The sequence below is a fragment of the Aminobacter sp. BE322 genome (genome assembly GCF_050433525.1).
In the GTDB taxonomy this organism is placed as follows: Bacteria; Pseudomonadota; Alphaproteobacteria; order Rhizobiales; family Rhizobiaceae; genus Aminobacter.
Map to the genome: position 1 here is coordinate 122,032 of NZ_JBNPXB010000013.1, position 15,742 is coordinate 137,773.

The 15,742-nt window shown below is 65.8% G+C and carries 13 protein-coding genes; 8 read left to right on the forward strand and 5 right to left on the reverse strand.

Annotated elements, in window-relative coordinates; genetic code table 11:
• Positions 1 to 57: 57 nt before the first annotated feature.
• Positions 58 to 1,653 (reverse strand): ABC transporter substrate-binding protein, encoded by a 1,596-nt coding sequence (locus tag J2X50_RS18050; protein WP_429097017.1) that lies wholly within the window; start codon positions 1,651 to 1,653, stop codon positions 58 to 60.
• 553 nt (positions 1,654 to 2,206) lie between these two features.
• Between J2X50_RS18050 and J2X50_RS18055 the strand changes: the two genes are divergently transcribed.
• Positions 2,207 to 4,165 carry a long-chain-fatty-acid--CoA ligase gene (locus J2X50_RS18055; protein ID WP_429097044.1) on the forward strand — a complete coding sequence of 653 codons (1,959 nt, stop codon included), beginning with the start codon at positions 2,207 to 2,209 and terminating at the stop codon, positions 4,163 to 4,165.
• 163 nt (positions 4,166 to 4,328) lie between these two features.
• Here J2X50_RS18055 and J2X50_RS18060 read toward each other — a convergent pair whose 3' ends face one another.
• Both J2X50_RS18060 and pgi read right to left on the reverse strand, forming a co-directional pair.
• Positions 4,329 to 5,042, reverse strand: a complete 714-nt coding sequence (locus J2X50_RS18060) for an HAD family hydrolase (protein ID WP_429097046.1) — start codon at positions 5,040 to 5,042, stop codon at positions 4,329 to 4,331.
• A gap of 100 nt (positions 5,043 to 5,142) precedes the next feature.
• On the reverse strand, positions 5,143 to 6,789 hold the full coding sequence (gene pgi / locus J2X50_RS18065; RefSeq protein ID WP_429097047.1) for a glucose-6-phosphate isomerase: 1,647 nt from the start codon (positions 6,787 to 6,789) through the stop codon (positions 5,143 to 5,145).
• Positions 6,790 to 7,057: 268 nt separating this feature from the next.
• Between pgi and J2X50_RS18070 the strand changes: the two genes are divergently transcribed.
• Together J2X50_RS18070 and J2X50_RS18075 are read left to right on the forward strand one after the other, a co-directional pair.
• Positions 7,058 to 8,551, forward strand: a complete 1,494-nt coding sequence (locus tag J2X50_RS18070) for a PLP-dependent aminotransferase family protein (RefSeq protein ID WP_429097019.1) — start codon at positions 7,058 to 7,060, stop codon at positions 8,549 to 8,551.
• Between the two features lie 255 nt (positions 8,552 to 8,806).
• Entirely contained in the window at positions 8,807 to 10,396 is a 1,590-nt protein-coding gene (locus J2X50_RS18075; RefSeq protein ID WP_429097022.1) for a trimethylamine methyltransferase family protein, read from the forward strand.
• 27 nt (positions 10,397 to 10,423) lie between these two features.
• Here J2X50_RS18075 and J2X50_RS18080 read toward each other — a convergent pair whose 3' ends face one another.
• Complete coding sequence (locus J2X50_RS18080) at positions 10,424 to 10,828, reverse strand: hypothetical protein (RefSeq protein ID WP_429097024.1); 405 nt, start codon at positions 10,826 to 10,828, stop codon at positions 10,424 to 10,426.
• Between the two features lie 262 nt (positions 10,829 to 11,090).
• Here J2X50_RS18080 and J2X50_RS18085 point away from each other — a divergent pair, with 262 nt between their 5' ends.
• The 4 genes from J2X50_RS18085 to J2X50_RS18100 all read left to right on the forward strand — a co-directional run bounded on the left by J2X50_RS18085 (position 11,091) and on the right by J2X50_RS18100 (position 12,859).
• Positions 11,091 to 11,444, forward strand: coding sequence for an ArsR/SmtB family transcription factor (locus J2X50_RS18085; protein ID WP_429097026.1), 354 nt, complete (start codon positions 11,091 to 11,093; stop codon positions 11,442 to 11,444).
• Positions 11,428 to 11,895, forward strand: a complete 468-nt coding sequence (locus J2X50_RS18090) for an SRPBCC family protein (protein ID WP_429097028.1) — start codon at positions 11,428 to 11,430, stop codon at positions 11,893 to 11,895. The genes J2X50_RS18085 and J2X50_RS18090 overlap by 17 nt, the downstream gene beginning before the upstream one ends.
• Before the next feature lie 114 nt (positions 11,896 to 12,009).
• Entirely contained in the window at positions 12,010 to 12,459 is a 450-nt protein-coding gene (locus tag J2X50_RS18095; protein WP_429097030.1) for a GFA family protein, read from the forward strand.
• Positions 12,460 to 12,667: 208 nt separating this feature from the next.
• Complete coding sequence (locus J2X50_RS18100) at positions 12,668 to 12,859, forward strand: hypothetical protein (protein ID WP_429097032.1); 192 nt, start codon at positions 12,668 to 12,670, stop codon at positions 12,857 to 12,859.
• 52 nt (positions 12,860 to 12,911) lie between these two features.
• Here the strand turns inward: J2X50_RS18100 and J2X50_RS18105 are convergent, their stop codons facing one another.
• Positions 12,912 to 14,714, reverse strand: a complete 1,803-nt coding sequence (locus J2X50_RS18105; protein ID WP_429097034.1) for an IlvD/Edd family dehydratase — start codon at positions 14,712 to 14,714, stop codon at positions 12,912 to 12,914.
• Positions 14,715 to 14,870: 156 nt separating this feature from the next.
• Between J2X50_RS18105 and J2X50_RS18110 the strand changes: the two genes are divergently transcribed.
• Entirely contained in the window at positions 14,871 to 15,323 is a 453-nt protein-coding gene (locus J2X50_RS18110; protein ID WP_429097035.1) for an SRPBCC family protein, read from the forward strand.
• The last annotated feature ends 419 nt before the right edge of the window (positions 15,324 to 15,742 follow it).

The following is a 15,742-nucleotide window of genomic DNA, read 5'->3' on the forward strand; positions in this document are numbered from 1 at the left end:
GAAGCGGGGCGCTTGCATGGCAAGCGCCCCTCCAAGATCGGACCTGTTTAGGCGACCTTACTCGGTGATGTCAACGCCGTCGAAGGCGAAGTCGCCGAGCGGGCTCTGGACGAAGCCTTCGACGCCCTTGCGCATCGGCACGACCGACAGCGAGTGGTCGAGGGTCGCCCACGGAGCGTCCTTCTTGAACACGACCTGCGCCTGCTCGTAGAGCTTGGTGCGCTCGGCCACGTCGTTGGTCTCCTTGGCCTTGGTCACCAGATCGTCGAACTCCTTGTTGCACCACTGGGCGCGGTTGTTGCCGCCGACGGCGTCGCAACCGAGCAGGGTGTCGAGGAAGTTGTCCGGATCGCCGTTGTCGCCGGTCCAGCCGAGGATGACGGCGCCGTCACGATCCTTGGCCTTCGACTTGTCGAGATACTCGGCCCACTCGTAGGAGACGATCTCGACCGTGACGCCGACCTTGGCGAAGTCGGACTGGATCAGCTCGGCGGCGCGGCGGGCGTTGAGCATGTAGGGACGCGAAACCGGCATCGCCCACACCTTCATCTTGAGATCCTTGACGCCGGCTTCCTCGAGCATCTTCTTGGAAGCTTCCGGATCGTACTTATCGTCCTCGACGGCGTTGTTGTACGACCACATCGTCGGCGGGATCGGGTTCTTGGCAGGCGTTGCCGCACCCTGGAACACGGCGTCGACGATGGCCTGCTTGTTGATGGCCATGTTGAGAGCCTTGCGGACCTCGGGCTTGTCGAACGGAGCCTGGGTGGTGTTGTAGGCCAGGTAGGAGACGTTGAGGCCTTCCTGCTCCATCACCTTCAGGTTCGGATCGGCCTTCATCGCGGCCACGTCGGCGGCGTTCGGGAACGGCATCAGCTGGCATTCGCCGGCCTTCAGCTTCTGGAAGCGGACCGACGCGTCGGGCGTGATGGCGAAGACGAGGTCGTCGATCTTCTGCTTGCCGCCCCAGTAGTCGGGGTTGGCCTTGTAGCGGATGATGGCGTCCTGCTGGTAGGCGACGAAGGCGAACGGACCGGTGCCGAGCGGCATCTGGTTCATCTGGTTCATCTTGCCGTCAGCCTGCAGCTTGTCGGCATATTCCTTCGACACGATCGAAGCGAACGGCATCGCGATATTGGCTAGGAACGGCGCTTCCTTGCGGGTCAGGGTGATCTTGACCGTCAGGTCGTCGACCTTCTCGACCGACTTGATCACTTCCGGGAAGCCCATGCCGGCGGCGTATTCCCACGAAGCGCCGGTCACGTACTTGTTCCAGGGATTGTCGGCCTTGAGCTGGCGCTCGAAGGAGAACACGACGTCGTCGGCGTTGAAATCACGGCCCGGCGTGAAGAACTCGGTGGTCTGGAACTTGACGCCCGGACGCAGCTTGAAGGTGTACTCCAGGCCGTCGTCGGAAATCGACCAGCTCTCGGCCAGGCCCGGCTCGGTCTCGGTGGTGCCCTTCTTGAATTCGAGCAGGCGGTTGTAGACGGTGTGCGCCGAAGCGTCGAAGGTCGTGCCGGCCGTATAGAGGCCCGGGTCGAAGCCCTCCGGCGAACCTTCCGAGCAGTAGACGAACGTCTTGGCGCTCGCCGCCCCGCTCAGGACGGTTGCAGCCAGCAACGCGGCCGCAAAGGTCGTTTTTTTGAACATTGAACACTCCCTATGATTTTCCCAAGCCCCTACCTGTCAGGCTCGCAGGCGCGCATATAAGCACCGTTTCTCGGGCTTTGGAACTCCCCGCCTACATGCCGCTCGGTAAGCAGAATAATTTACCCACAGATGACTACGGATTAGTAGTTTGTTGCGCGGCGTCACTGGCGTCTCATCAAATTCGACTTGAAGATGTTCTTATTAGAGAAGGCTTCAGCAGCTTGATCGAGCGAGATCTACGCCACGGGACGGGCCCGGATATACATGTTGCGCCGATCCCAAATTCGCCGCCCCAGCTGACGTTGGGTGATACTTGCCGTTAACGTCAACTGGCAATACAAACACCTTCGACATGCCCCGATCCGGCACTGTTCTTGCGGCGCCACCCAGACGAGGGCCAGACCGGCACACGGCCGGAACGACAAGAACAGCAAGGGAGGCTGATTTGGCGAAAACAACCGGCAAAACTGGCGCGGCGAAGGCGGTCGAAGGCAAGGCCAAGGCGGCCGAAACCAAGGTTGAAACCGCCCCGAAGGCCACGGCGCCGAAGCCGGTGAAGTCGGCCCCGAAGGCCACGGCCAAGCCGTCAGCCGGCAAGCCGGCCAAGCCCGAGCCGGCAAAGGCAGCGCCGGCGGCAAAGGCTGCCGCGCCTGCCAAAGCCTTGGCCAAGCCTGCCGCGAAAGCCACCGCAGCCGTAAAGCCGGCAGCCACGAAGTCGCCGCCAAAGGCCGCAGCAAAGCCCGCCGCAAAGGCCGCAGCAAGGCCCGCAACGAAGGCTCCGGCGAAGAAGCCGGCCGAAGCCGCCGCGCCCGCGCCGCTTGCCGCAGTCGCCAAGAAGCCGGCGGCCGGCGAAAAGGTCTGGCTGAAGAGCTATCCCGCGAACATGCCGGCCGAGATCGCGCCGCTGGCGCACAAGTCGATCGGCGACCTTCTGGCGGCGGCCTGCCACCAATATGCCGGCCGGCCGGCCTTCTCCTGCATGGGCAAGTCGCTGACCTATGGCGAACTCGACCGCATGTCGACCGCCTTTGCCGCCTGGCTCCAGTCGAAGGGCCTCGCCAAGGGCGCGCGCGTCGCCATCATGATGCCCAACGTGCTGCAATATCCCGTCGTCATGATGGCCGTGCTGCGCGCCGGCTACACGGTGGTCAACGTCAATCCGCTCTACACGCCGCGCGAGCTCGAGCACCAGCTCAAGGATTCGGGCGCCGAGGCGATCGTCATCCTGGAGAACTTCGCCACCACGCTGCAGGCGGTCGTCGCCAACACCAAGGTCAGGCATGTCGTCGTCGCCTCGCTGGGCGAGATGCTCGGCGTCAAGGGCCTCCTGGTCAACTTCGTCGTCCGCAAGATCAAGAAGCTGGTGCCGGCCTGGTCGCTGCCGGGCCACGTCAGGTTCCTGGCGGCGCTCCACGAGGGCCAGGCCAAAAAGCTGAAACCCGTCGAGGTGTCGGCAAGCGACACAGCCTTCCTGCAATATACCGGCGGCACGACAGGCATCTCGAAGGGCGCGATGCTGTTGCACTCCAACGTGCTCGCCAACGTCGCCCAGCTCGCGCTCTGGGTCGAGGACGCGTATTCGGTCAAGCCGAAGCCGCCGCACCTCACCTTCGTCTGCGCGCTGCCGCTCTACCACATCTTCGCGCTCACGGTGAACGCGCTGATGGGCATGCAGCAGGGCGCGCTCAACGTGCTCGTCCCCAACCCGCGCGACATCCCCGGCTTCGTCAAGGAACTGGCGAAGTTCCGCTTCAACATCTTCCCGGGCCTCAACACGCTGTTCAACGCGCTGTGCAACAACGAGGACTTCCGCAAGCTCGATTTCGGCGGCCTGATCCTGTCGCTCGGCGGCGGCATGGCGGTGCAGCGGGCGGTGGCCGAGCGCTGGAAGAAGGTCACCGGCAATCACATCACCGAGGGCTACGGCCTGTCGGAGACCTCGCCGGTGGCGACCGCCAACAAGTGCTCGTCGGCCGATTTCACCGGCACCATCGGCCTGCCCCTCCCCTCGACCGACATTGCCATCCGCGACGAGGACGGCCGCGACCTCGCCCTCGGCGAGGTCGGCGAGATCTGCATCCGCGGGCCGCAGGTCATGGCCGGCTACTGGAACCGGCCCGACGAGACCGCCAAGGTCATGACCGAGGACGGCTATTTCAAGTCGGGCGACATGGGCTTCATGGACGAGGCCGGCTACACCAAGATCGTCGACCGCAAGAAGGACATGATCCTGGTCTCGGGCTTCAACGTCTATCCGAACGAGCTCGAGGACGTCGTCGCCCAGCACCCGGGCGTGCTCGAGGTCGCCGCCGTCGGCGTGCCCGACGAGCATTCGGGCGAGGTGCCGAAGCTGTTCGTGGTGCGCAAGGACCCCGACCTCTCGGTCGAGATCCTGCTCGCCTATTGCCGCGAGAACCTCACCGGCTACAAGCGGCCCAGATACATCGAGTTCCGCACCGAGCTGCCGAAGACCAATGTCGGCAAGATCCTGAGGCGCGAACTGAGGGGCTGAAGGGGATGGCGGCATCCTCCCTCCCCCTTGAGGGGAGGGTCGATCCGCGCAGCGGATCGGGGTGGGGTCGCCTGAGGCAGCGCTCGACGCCCCCTCCCCGTGGATGAGGGAGGTGCCGAGCGCAGCGAGCGTGCTGAAACGGCGAGAAGGAGGAACGGCCCCCTCAGTTGTTCCCGCCAGCCAGATACGCCGGCAGGTCGGCGATGGAATCGAGCACCACGTCGGCCATCGGCGTCAGCGTTTCGCGCGTGCCGGTGCCCGAAAGCACGGCGATGGCCAGGCCGGCACCGCCCGCCTTGGCCATTTCGAGGTCGTGGCGGTTGTCGCCGACCATGGCGATCTCGGACGGCTTGAGCCCGGTCAGGTCGGAGAAGGCATGGATCGCATCCGGCGCCGGCTTCGGGTTCGCGACCGCGTCGTAGCCGTAGGCGGCGTCGAACATCTGGGCGACACCGAGCGACAGCAGCGTCTTCTCCGCCCCGCCGGTCGAGTCGTTGGTGGCCACGCCCAGCCTGAAGCCGGCGCCGTGCAGGCGCGCCAGCGCGTCCTTGCTGCCGGGCAGCGGCACGGCCTTCACAGCTCCCTGCTCGGCCGTCACCCGGTCGAACAGCTTCACCATCACCGCCCGCTCGGCGGCATCGGCATCGGGATACCAGAGCTCGACGATGTCGGCATTGGTGCCGGCGGCGAACACCGAATCGGCCTTGAAGCAATGGGCGTCGAAGTCGTAGCCGGCCGCCGTCATCAAAGCGTCGGCGCGGCCGCGGTCGCCGCCCGCCGCCTCGAGCGCCATCATGTCGCCGATGGCGAACCAGGTCGCCTGGAAATCGACCAGCGTGCCGTCCTTGTCGAAAAGAATGCCCTTGATGCCCCGCAAATCACTCACTCCCTCGCCCCTCGCGCGGCGGCCCGAAATCGGGACCGATTCCGGGCCACTCGGTGCGCAATCAAACCAAGCAAAGCGTCCTTCGCGCGTCCTACTGTTCGCGCGGCGCCCTTAGCCGGTGAATATGCTCCACGAGCCCGGCTGTCGAGGCGTCGCTGCGCGCGGCATTTTCCCGCCCCTCCACGACAGGCAGCAGCCCGGTGGCGAGTTCCTTGCCCAGTTCCACGCCCCACTGGTCGAAGGCGTTGATGCCGAACAGCTGCGCCTCGACGAAGACGCGGTGCTCGTAGAGCGCGATCAGCCGGCCCAACGTGTACGGGTCGAGCCTGCGGTAGAGGATGGTGACCGACGGGCGGTTGCCGGAGAAGACGCGGTGCGGCGCGATCTTGTCGACCTGCTCGGGATCCATCCCCTTGGTGAGCATCTGGCGCCGCGCCTCTTCGAGGGTGCGGCCCTTCATCAGCGCCTCCGACTGCGCCAGGCAGTTGGCGAGCAGCAGGTCGTGGTGCTGCTTGAGCTCCGGCTCGTGGCCCTCGGCCGCGGCCAGGAACTCGACCGGGATGAAGTCGGTGCCCTGGTGCAGCAGCTGGAAGAAGGCGTGCTGGCCGTTGGTGCCCGGCTCGCCCCAGACCAGCGGGCCGGTCGGCGTGACCACGCCGCCGCCGGCGATGGTGACGCTCTTGCCGTTCGATTCCATGTCGAGCTGCTGCAGGTACGCCGGCAGCCGCGACAGGCGCTGGTCGTAGGGAATGACGGCGCGGGCCGGGTAGTTGCACACCACCCTGTGCCAGAAGCCGACGAGCCCCATGAGCACGGGGATGTTCCTGAGCAGCGGCGCCTCGGCGAAATGCTTGTCCATGGCGTGCGCGCCGGCGAGGAAATCGGCGAAGTTCTTCGGACCGACGGCGATCATGATCGGCAGGCCGATGGCCGACCACAGCGAGTAGCGGCCGCCGACCCAGTCCCAGAAGCCGAACACGCGGTCCTTTTCGATGCCGAAGGCGGCGACCTTGTCGAGCGCGGTGGAGACGGCGGCGAAATGCTTGCCCACGGCCTCGGTTCCGAGTTCGGCCTTCACCCAGCGGCGGGCCGTCTCGGCATTGGTCATGGTCTCGACGGTGGTGAAGGTCTTGGAGGCGATGATGAACAGCGTCGTCTCGGCGCTCAGCCCTTTCAGCGTGTCGTGGATGTGGGCGCCGTCGACATTGGAGACGTAGTGCGAGCGCGGCCCGTCGTGATAGGGCGCCAGCGCCAGCGTCGCCATGGCCGGGCCGAGGTCGGAACCGCCGATGCCGATATTGACCACGTCGGTGATCTTCTTGCCGGTGGCGCCGCTCGCAGCACCGGTGCGGATCGCGTTCGCGAAAGCCGCCATGGCGTCGAGCACGGCATGCACGTCCTCGGTGACGTCATGGCCGTCGAGCATCACCGGCTCGCCCCTGGGGACGCGCAGCGCCGTGTGCAGCACCGCGCGGTCCTCGGTCACGTTGATGCGGTCGCCGCGGAACATCGCCGCCCGCCGGCCCGGCAGGTCGACGACCAGGGCCAGCTTTTCCAGCAGCGCCATGGTCTCGGCGTCGACCGCGCATTTCGACCAGTCGAACAGGAGGTCGCCGTCGGCGACCGAGAAGTGCCTGAAGCGCTTGGGATCGGAGGCGAATGCCGCGCGCATGTTCTTCGGCGCGTCCTGGTGCTGGTTGCGAAGCGCGGCGAGCGCCGCCTGGAAGGGTTGATCGATCACCTTGGAACTCCGAATCTTTCGTCCTGCCCGTACCGTCCTGGCCGCCATCCTAGCAAACCTCATGCGACAATAAGAGGGCGGTGGCGCGAACTATCGCGGCAAATTTCAATCGATTCAATAGACACCGCGATGCAAGCGCGGCGGGAAACTTCACTGGCATAAATCCATAGGATTAGAAAAATTGATTGGTGCAAGCGGTTGAGCCAAGGATAGCTTTCTATGGTCCAGCAAAGTCAAAACGACTGGACATGCGGGAAACGTCACTATGCCACAGCGAAACGACACGGCGATCTGGTCCGGACTGTTCAGGATCTCGGCGGAATCGGGCCAGACCCTCCAGGCCCAGATCCGTCAGGCGATCGTCGCGGCGATTCTCGACCGCCAGATCGCGGCCTCCATGCCGCTGCCCTCGTGCCGGATCCTGGCCGAGAAGCTCGGCGTGGCGCGTGGCACCGTGGTGCTCGCCTTCCAGCAGCTCGTCGACCAGGGCTTCCTCATCGCGCGCGAGCGCCGCGGCCACTTCGTCAACCCGGAAGTGCTGGCGACGCCCGCCAAGCCGCAGCAGAAAAGCCCCGACCAGCCCAATGAAATCGATTGGAAGGCGCGCCGCCAGATCGCGGCGAGCGACATGCCGCCGCCGGCCAAGCTGGAGAACTGGATCAAGTCGTCCTATCCCTTCGTCTACGGCCAGTTCGACCCGTCGCTGTTTCCCACCGCCGAATGGCGCGAGTGCAACCGCATGGCGCTCGCCGTGCTCGAGATCCGCAACTGGGCGGCCGACATGGTCGACCGCGACGACCCGCTTCTGATCGAGCAGATCCAGGCGCGGCTCTTGCCGCGCCGCGGCATCTTCGCCAACCCCGACGAGATCATCGTCACGCTGGGCGCGCAGAATGCGCTCTACATGCTCGCCTCGCTGCTGATGACCAAGGGCTCCAGGGTTGCGATGGAAGACCCGGGCTATCCCGACGCGCGCTCGATCTTCCGCCTCGCCGGCGCCGACATCGAGCCGGTGCCGGTCGACCACGAGGGCATCGTCACCTCGGCCATTCCCTCCGACGCGGGCTTCGTCTTCGTCACGCCGAGCCACCAGTGCCCGACCATGGTGCCGCTGTCGCAGGAGCGCCGGCTGGACCTGCTCGCCCGCGCCAACCGCAACAACCAGATCATCATCGAGGACGGCTACGACAGCCAGTTGCTCGACGAGTCGCCGCAGCAGGCGCTGAAGAGCATCGACCGCTCGGGCCGCGTCGTCTATGTCGGCTCGATGTCGAAGACGCTCGCGCCCGGCCTGCGCCTCGGCTACATCGTCGGCTCCGCCGGGCTGATTTCGGAACTGCGGGCGCTGCGCCGCTTCATGCTGCGCCACCCGCCGGCAAACAACCAGCGCGCCGTCGCGCTGTTCCTGTCGCTCGGCCACCACGAGGCGCTGGTTCGCCGCCTGTCGACGGCCTTCGGCGAGAGGCGCAAGCGTTTGGTCCAGGCGATCTCGGCCTTTCTGCCAGACTGGCAATCGACGGACGCTGCCGGCGGCACCTCGCTGTGGCTCGAAGGGCCGCGCGGCACCGACTCGCGCGGGCTCGCGGCGGCGGCTGCGTCGCGCAGCGTGATCATCGAACCGGGGGATCGCTTCTTCGAGCATAGCGACAAGCCCACCCGCTTCATGCGCCTGGGCATCTCCTCGATCGCGCTGCAGCACATCGAACCCGGCATCCGCGAACTGGCAACGGCCGCCGGGCGACGCCCCGCGGCAGCCTGAGCCTTGAGGCACCGCACGCCTCCTGGCGCGCGGGCCGCTCGGGCTGACGCATTCCTCCCCGAAAATCGGTCCGACATTCGGGGCCGTGCACGCTCCGCCGGCGCCGACTTATATCAGCAATCTGGCATATCCAGCCAAATCCGCTGGCCCATGGTCTGTGCCAATGGACGCGGCATAGTCCGGCAAAGGGAACGAGGCGGAACGACGGTGGCATAATCACTGCGGTCCAGCTTCACGGGATTTGCGGAGGACTGCATGTCGGTAGCCGTCGAGAACAACGCTTCTTCGGCAGAGCAACGATCGCGCCGTTCGGGCGGCCGCGAAGCGCGACGGGCGCTGCGCGCGGCACCGCTGGCGGAGGACATCCGTCCGGTTCGCGCCGGCCTCGAGGGCGGGCGCTTCGGCCCGCTGGCCCAGGACGACCTCGAACGCATCCACGAAGCCGTGCTCACCCTGCTCGAAACCGTCGGCTTCGCCAACGCCATCCCGAACTGCATCGAGGCGCTGACCAGGGTCGGGGCGAGCTACGGCGACGACGGGCGCATCCGCTTCCCCCGCGCGCTGGTGCTGTCGACCATCGAGAACGCGGCGCGCAACTTCACCCTCTGCGGCCAGGACCCGCGCCACGACATGGCGATCCAGGGCAAGCGCGTGCACTACGGCACGGCGGGTGCCGCCGTGCATCTGGTCGACGTCGAAAAGCGCGAGTACCGCGAGAGCCTGATCCAGGACATCTACGACGCCGCCCGCATCGTCGAAGGCCTCGACAACATCCATTTCTTCCAGCGCCCGATGGTGCCGCGAGACATCCCCGACCCGCTGGAGATGGACTTCAACACGCTCTACGCCTGCGTCTCCGGCACCTCCAAGCATGTCGGCACCAGCTTCACCGTGCGCGAGAACGTGGCGCCCGCGCTGGAGATGCTCTACGAGATCGCCGGCGGCGAGGAGAATTTCCGCGCCCGGCCCTTCGTCTCCAATTCCAACTGCTTCGTCGTGCCGCCGATGAAATTCGCCGAGGATGCCTGCGGCGTGCTCGAAGCCTGCGTCGAGGGCGGCATCCCGATCCTGCTGCTGTCGGCCGGCCAGGCCGGCGCGACCGCTCCCGCGGCAATCGCCGGCGCGGTGGTCCAGGCGGTCGCCGAAGTGCTGGCGGGCCTCGTCTACGTCAACGCCATCAAGCCGGGCCATCCCGCCATATTCGGGACCTGGCCCTTCGTCTCGGACCTGCGCACGGGTGCGATGTCCGGCGGCTCGGCCGAGCAGGCGCTGCTGACGGCCGCCTGCGCCCAGATGGCCCAGTTCTACGACCTGCCCGGCGGTTCGGCCGCCGGCATGGCCGACTCCAAGCTGCCGGACATCCAGTCGGGCTACGAGAAGGGCATCACCAACGTCATGGCCGGCCTGTCCGGCCTCAATCTGGTCTATGAGTCGGCCGGCATGCACGCCTCGCTGCTTGGCTTTTGCCTGGAGAGTCTGATCATCGACAACGACATGCTGGGCCAATGCCTGCGCTGCGTGCGCGGCATCGAGGTCAGCGACGAGGCCCTGTCGATCGACACCATTTCCGAGGTCTGCCTCAACGGCCCCGGTCACTATCTCGGCAACGAGCAAACGCTCAGGCTGATGCAGACGGAATATTTCTACCCCGCCGTCGCCGACCGCTTCTCGCCCAAGGAATGGAACGAGAAGGGCAAGCCCGACATCCTCGGCCGGGCCATCGCCGAAAAGAAGCGCATCCTCGCCGAACGTTTTCCGCGCCACATTCCAAAAGCCACCGACGACAAGCTGCGCGCCCGCTTCGGCAGTCTCATCCACCTGCCGCGCAGCGGCATGGGCGGGTGAACAAACCCGGCAGCACCGGCAAAAGCTTCAGGACTGCTCGCTCGTCAGCCCAAAGCGCTCGACGACCTCGCGATTGATCAGCTTGGCGTGCAGGGCAAGCAGGATGAGTTGGGCATCCAGCCCATCCGACGCATCGAGCGCGGCATCGATGCGGCGCTCGACGTCGGCGGCCAGCCGGCCGCCGTTCACGCCCTCGAACGCCTCGGGACCGTTGAGGCAATAGCCGAACAGCTGCGCCACCGGCGGATAGGCCCTGGCCGGCGCCTCGTCCGGCCAACGATCCTTCATCAGGTTGACGATGGTGAGCTTGGCGCCCTCCGGCACGAGCGCCGGATGCAGGTCGACCGCGCGCAGGGCCTCGTCGAGCTGACGAAGGTCCTCCGAGCGGCCGAATATTCCAAGAAAGCCCAGGGATGAGCGGCGTCTGGCCATGGTGTTCCGGTTCCCGATCCAGCGCATTTAGGGTGCTCCGGCCCGACTTGCAAAGGGCAGGTCGCGGTATTGCCGGGCGAAATTTCTGCTGCGCCTCGAATGCGGCCTGCGCGAAAAAGTGGAACATGCGGCTCTCGTGATGACGGCCGTGGTTTCTGTCCCACGCCGCCGCGCGTGGGATTCCTCCAACCGAGTCCCGCTTGACAGCGCGGGGCATGGCCATTATTTAACAATTCCGTTAATTAACATAGCGGCTAAATGAATGACCGACGACCAGCTCAGCGCCACCTTCGCATCGCTAGCCGACCCGACCCGGCGCGCCATCCTGGCGCGGCTGGCGCTCGGCGAGGCGACGGTCAACGAACTGGCCGAACCCTTCGACATGAGCCTGCCTGCCGTCTCCAGGCACCTGAAGGTGCTGGAAAGTGCCGGCCTGATCAGCCGCGGCCGGGAGGCGCAGCGGCGCCCCTGCCGGCTGGAGGCCGGGCCGCTCAAGGATGTCGCCGGCTGGGTCGAGCGCTACCGCCGCTTCTGGGACGACAGCTTCGACCGCATGGCCGACTATCTCAAGGAACTGCAGACGCCCAAGGGAGACCCGGATGACCGCAACAACTGACGCCGTCGTGGCCGAGCCGCTCTTCCTTGAAATTTCACGGCTGATGGATGCACCCCCGGCGCTCGTCTTCAGGATGTGGGCGAAGCCGGAGCATCTGGTGCGGTGGCTCGGGCCGAAGGGCTTCACGGCCACCTCGGAACGGCTCGAGTTCCACGAGGGCGGGCGCTACCACCATTTCATCCATGGGCCGGATGGCGCGAGCCACGGCATGGCCGGTACCTTCCGCGAGATCGTCGTGCCCGAGCGGATCGTGTTCACCTTCGCCTGGGACAGTACGCCGGGAGAGGAGACGCTGGTGACGGTCAGGCTCGAGGCCGAGGGCACGCGCACCCGGCTGACCTTCCGCCAGGAGCCGTTCCTCGACGCCGAAACACGCGACTCGCATCTGGGCGGCTGGGGCGAGTGCCTCGATCGCCTGGCCGACACGATCGCCGGCCGGCCCGTCGTCTGAACTCCCGCGCGCCGGCTGAAGCTGCCGACGCGCCACGACCGCCTGATTGAAACCGCCCTTGCCGGTGATCGTTGTCGATCATCGGAACGATGGGCCATGCGAGGAGGATCGACCATGCTGAAATCCTATCGCGGCAGCTGCCACTGCGGCGCCGTCAATTTCGAGTGCCGGTTCGATCTCGCACCCGCCGGCCAGCGCTCGAAGCCTGAACTCGACGGCGTCTGGTGGACGTCGAGCTTCCGCTGCAATTGTTCCTGGTGCGCCAAGACGCGTTTCTGGAAGAATTTCGCCCGCCCCGCCGGCTTCCGCGTCACCTCGGGGGAAGACATGCTGACCGAATACCGCTTCGGCGAGGCCGCCATCCGCCACAGCTTCTGCAGCCGCTGCGGGGTGCATCCCTTTGCCTCGGCGAGCTTCGACATCATGGGCGGCGATTTCCATGCCATCAACATCGCCTGCCTCGACGGAATTTCGCCCGAGGAGCTGGCCGCCGTGCCTATCATCTATGAGGACGGCCGCAGCGACGCCTGGGACCGCCCGCCGGCGGTGACGAATTATCTGTAGAGCGCACGCGCCGCCAGAGCCAATCCAGGAAAGGTGCGCAGCGGTTTTCCGTCCGGAATTGCGTCAAGACAAAGAGATAGAGCGTTTCGGCGATTCGAAGAAAAGCGGAAGCGCTCTAGTTTCGTTGCCGCTTGACAACAAAGAACAAATAAGGAACACTTGCTATCATTGGTTTCTTTTGAAGCGCAAAATACAACCGGAAGGATTCATGATGGGCAAGAATACGGGCGAAGGATTTCGCCGAGGCGCCGTTCGCGAACGCACCCAATTCGAGCGGCCTGATGGCCTTTGGCAAAAGCGTGATGAACCGACTGGCGAATTCATGGAAGTCAAACAGTCTGGTGGACCGTTCAAGGGAGTGGCAAAGGAACCCGACGGCCGAGATACCGAAAACGCGTAGCGACCCGGTGCAGTTGTCGGACGGCACCGCCGGGCCGTCATAAATAGACGGATCAGTGATTGTCGCGCGGGATGCCTTTGGTCTGGGCGACGCGCTGGTACTTCACGGCCGGCTTCAGCACCATGCCCTCTGACAGTTGGTCGACCATGCCGCGCTGGATCTCCTGCCAGGGGGTCTGGTGCGCCGGGTAGCGGTAGCCGCCTCCATGCTGCAGCTCGATACGCCGGCGGGCAAGCTCGTCGTCGCTGACGAGTATGTCGGCGGTGCCCTTGTCGAGGTCGATGCGCACGCGGTCGCCCGATTTCAGCAGCGCCAGCCCTCCGCCGACGGCGGCCTCCGGCGAGGCGTTGAGGATCGACGGCGACCCCGAGGTGCCCGACTGGCGGCCGTCGCCGATGCAGGGCAGCGAGTGGATGCCGCGCTTGATGAGGTAGGCGGGCGGTTGCATGTTCACCACCTCGGCAGCGCCGGGATAGCCGACGGGTCCCGTGCCGCGCATGAACAGGATGGTGTTCTCGTCGATGCCTTCTGCGGGATCGTCGATGCGGGCGTGATAATCCTCGGGACCGTCGAACACCTTGGCCGTGCCCTCGAAGGCTTCGGGGTCCTTGGGGTTCGACAGATATCGGTCGCGGAACTCCTTCGAGATCACGCTGGTTTTCATGATGGCGCTGTCGAAGAGATTGCCCTTGAGGTTGATGAAGCCGGCGTCCTTTTTCAACGGGTCGGCCACCGGGCGGATCACCTTGGTGTCCATGGTCTCGGTCGAAGCGCAGTTCTCGCCCATGGTCCTGCCGTTGGCGGTGACGGCATCCGGATGCGGCAGCAGGCCGGCCTGCATCAGCTCGGCCACGACCGCCGGCACGCCGCCGGCGTGGTGATAGTCCTCGCCGAGATATTCGCCGGCCGGCTGCAGGTTGACCAGAAGCGGCACGTGGTGGCCGAGGCGCTGCCAGTCGTCATTGTCGAGCGGCACGCCGAGATGGCGGGCGATGGCGTTCAGGTGGATCGGCGCGTTGGTCGAGCCGCCGATCGCCGAATTGACGACGATGGCGTTCTCGAACGCCTCGCGGGTCATGATGTCGGAGGGCTTCAGGTCCTCTCGAACCATTTCGACGATGCGTTTTCCCGTGTCGTAGGAGATCTGGCCGCGCTCGCGATAGGGCGCGGGGATCGCCGCCGAGCCCGGCAGTTGCATGCCCAGCGCCTCGGCCAGGCTGTTCATCGTCGTCGCCGTGCCCATGGTGTTGCAATAGCCGACCGAGGGCGCCGAGGAGGCGACGATTTCCATGAACTCGTCGTAGTCGATCTCCCCGGCCGCCAGGCGCTCGCGCGATTCCCACACGATGGTGCCCGAGCCGGTGCGCTTGCCCTTGTGCCAGCCATTGAGCATCGGGCCGACCGAAAGGGCTATCGCCGGGATGTTGACGGTGGCCGCCGCCATCAGCAGCGCCGGCGTGGTCTTGTCGCAGCCGATGGTGAGCACCACGCCGTCGAGCGGGTAGCCGTAGAGCACCTCGACCAGGCTGAGATAGGCGAGGTTGCGGTCGAGCGAGGCTGTCGGGCGCTTGCCGGTTTCCTGGATCGGGTGGCAGGGGAACTCGAAGGGCACGCCGCCTGCGGCGACGATGCCGGCACGGACGCGCCTGGCGAGCTCGACGTGGTGGCGGTTGCACGGCGACAGGTCCGAGCCGGTCTGGGCGATGCCGATCAGCGGCTTGCCGGACTGCAGTTCCTCGCGCGTCAGGCCGAAGTTCAGGTAGCGCTCCAGGTAGAGCGCGGTCATGCCGGGATTGTCCGGATTGTCGAACCACTCCTGCGAACGGAGCTTCTTGGTCGTCTTCTGGCCGGTCATGGCAATTCTCCCGAAAGCGATTGCATGGTTATGGCAAGGACGGCTGCCCGGCAAGGCGACACGTGCGACCGCGCCGCCAGGGCCCGGCCTGGCGATGGACAAGCGGCGACCGGCGCGCTACCCATTTTGCTGGATTTCATCGGGAGGGGACCGCGCATGGCTCTGGTGATCGAAGGCGAGGAGAAGATCGGCGCACCCATCGACGTCGTCTGGAAGGCCCTGAACGACCCCGCGGTGCTGAAGGAGAGCATCCCCGGCTGCGAGAGCCTGGAGATGTCCTCGCCGACCGAGATGGCCGCCAAGGTGGTGCTCAAGATCGGCCCGATCAAGGCGACCTTCTCCGGCGAGGTGACGCTGAAGAACCTCAAGCCGCCGCACTCCTACACCATCGAGGGCGAGGGCAAGGGCGGCATCGCCGGCTTCGCCAAGGGCGGCGCCGACGTGACGCTGATCGAGGACGGTCCCGACGCGACGATCCTCAAATATGCCGCCAAGGCCGATGTCGGCGGCAAGATCGCCCAGCTGGGCAGCCGCCTGATCACCTCGACCTCGAAGAAGCTCGCCGGCCAGTTCTTCTCGACCTTCAGCAAGAAGGTGGGCGGCGCGTAGGGGGCGATTGTCTTTTTCCGGTTCCGGAAACTTCTGCGTCCCCTCGTTTCCTCCGACACCCCCTCCGCGTCGAGCGCGGCCTCCGACGACCCCACCCCGATCCGCTGCGCGGATCGACCCTTCCTTCAAGGGGGGAGACGCAGTCCTCGCGCCCGTGAGAGGACACCCACCGCCCGCTCATTCCTTCCCACCCCCCTCTGTCCTGCCGGACATCTCCCCCACAAGGGGGGAGATTGGCAGCTTCAAAGCCTCGCCCCTTTCTACCGACTCTCAAGGAATTCTGTTGCAACGCTGGTGATTGGCCGGGACGTCGATGAAGGCCCAATCTCCCCCCTTGTGGGGGAGATGGGCGGCAGCCCAGAGGGGGGTGCTGTCCCGCACACCTGTCCATTGCCACGCTCGCTTTCGCGCCTGGCCAT

Coding starts and splice junctions, on each gene's coding strand:
- J2X50_RS18070 (WP_429097019.1), top strand. CDS start 7,058: ATGCCACAGCGAAACGACACGGCGATCTGGTCCGGACTGTTCAGGATC.
- J2X50_RS18075 (WP_429097022.1), top strand. CDS start 8,807: ATGTCGGTAGCCGTCGAGAACAACGCTTCTTCGGCAGAGCAACGATCG.
- J2X50_RS18085 (WP_429097026.1), top strand. CDS start 11,091: ATGACCGACGACCAGCTCAGCGCCACCTTCGCATCGCTAGCCGACCCG.
- J2X50_RS18105 (WP_429097034.1), bottom strand. CDS start 14,714: ATGACCGGCCAGAAGACGACCAAGAAGCTCCGTTCGCAGGAGTGGTTC.
- J2X50_RS18095 (WP_429097030.1), top strand. CDS start 12,010: ATGCTGAAATCCTATCGCGGCAGCTGCCACTGCGGCGCCGTCAATTTC.
- J2X50_RS18110 (WP_429097035.1), top strand. CDS start 14,871: ATGGCTCTGGTGATCGAAGGCGAGGAGAAGATCGGCGCACCCATCGAC.
- J2X50_RS18100 (WP_429097032.1), top strand. CDS start 12,668: ATGATGGGCAAGAATACGGGCGAAGGATTTCGCCGAGGCGCCGTTCGC.
- J2X50_RS18050 (WP_429097017.1), bottom strand. CDS start 1,653: ATGTTCAAAAAAACGACCTTTGCGGCCGCGTTGCTGGCTGCAACCGTC.
- J2X50_RS18080 (WP_429097024.1), bottom strand. CDS start 10,828: ATGGCCAGACGCCGCTCATCCCTGGGCTTTCTTGGAATATTCGGCCGC.
- J2X50_RS18090 (WP_429097028.1), top strand. CDS start 11,428: ATGACCGCAACAACTGACGCCGTCGTGGCCGAGCCGCTCTTCCTTGAA.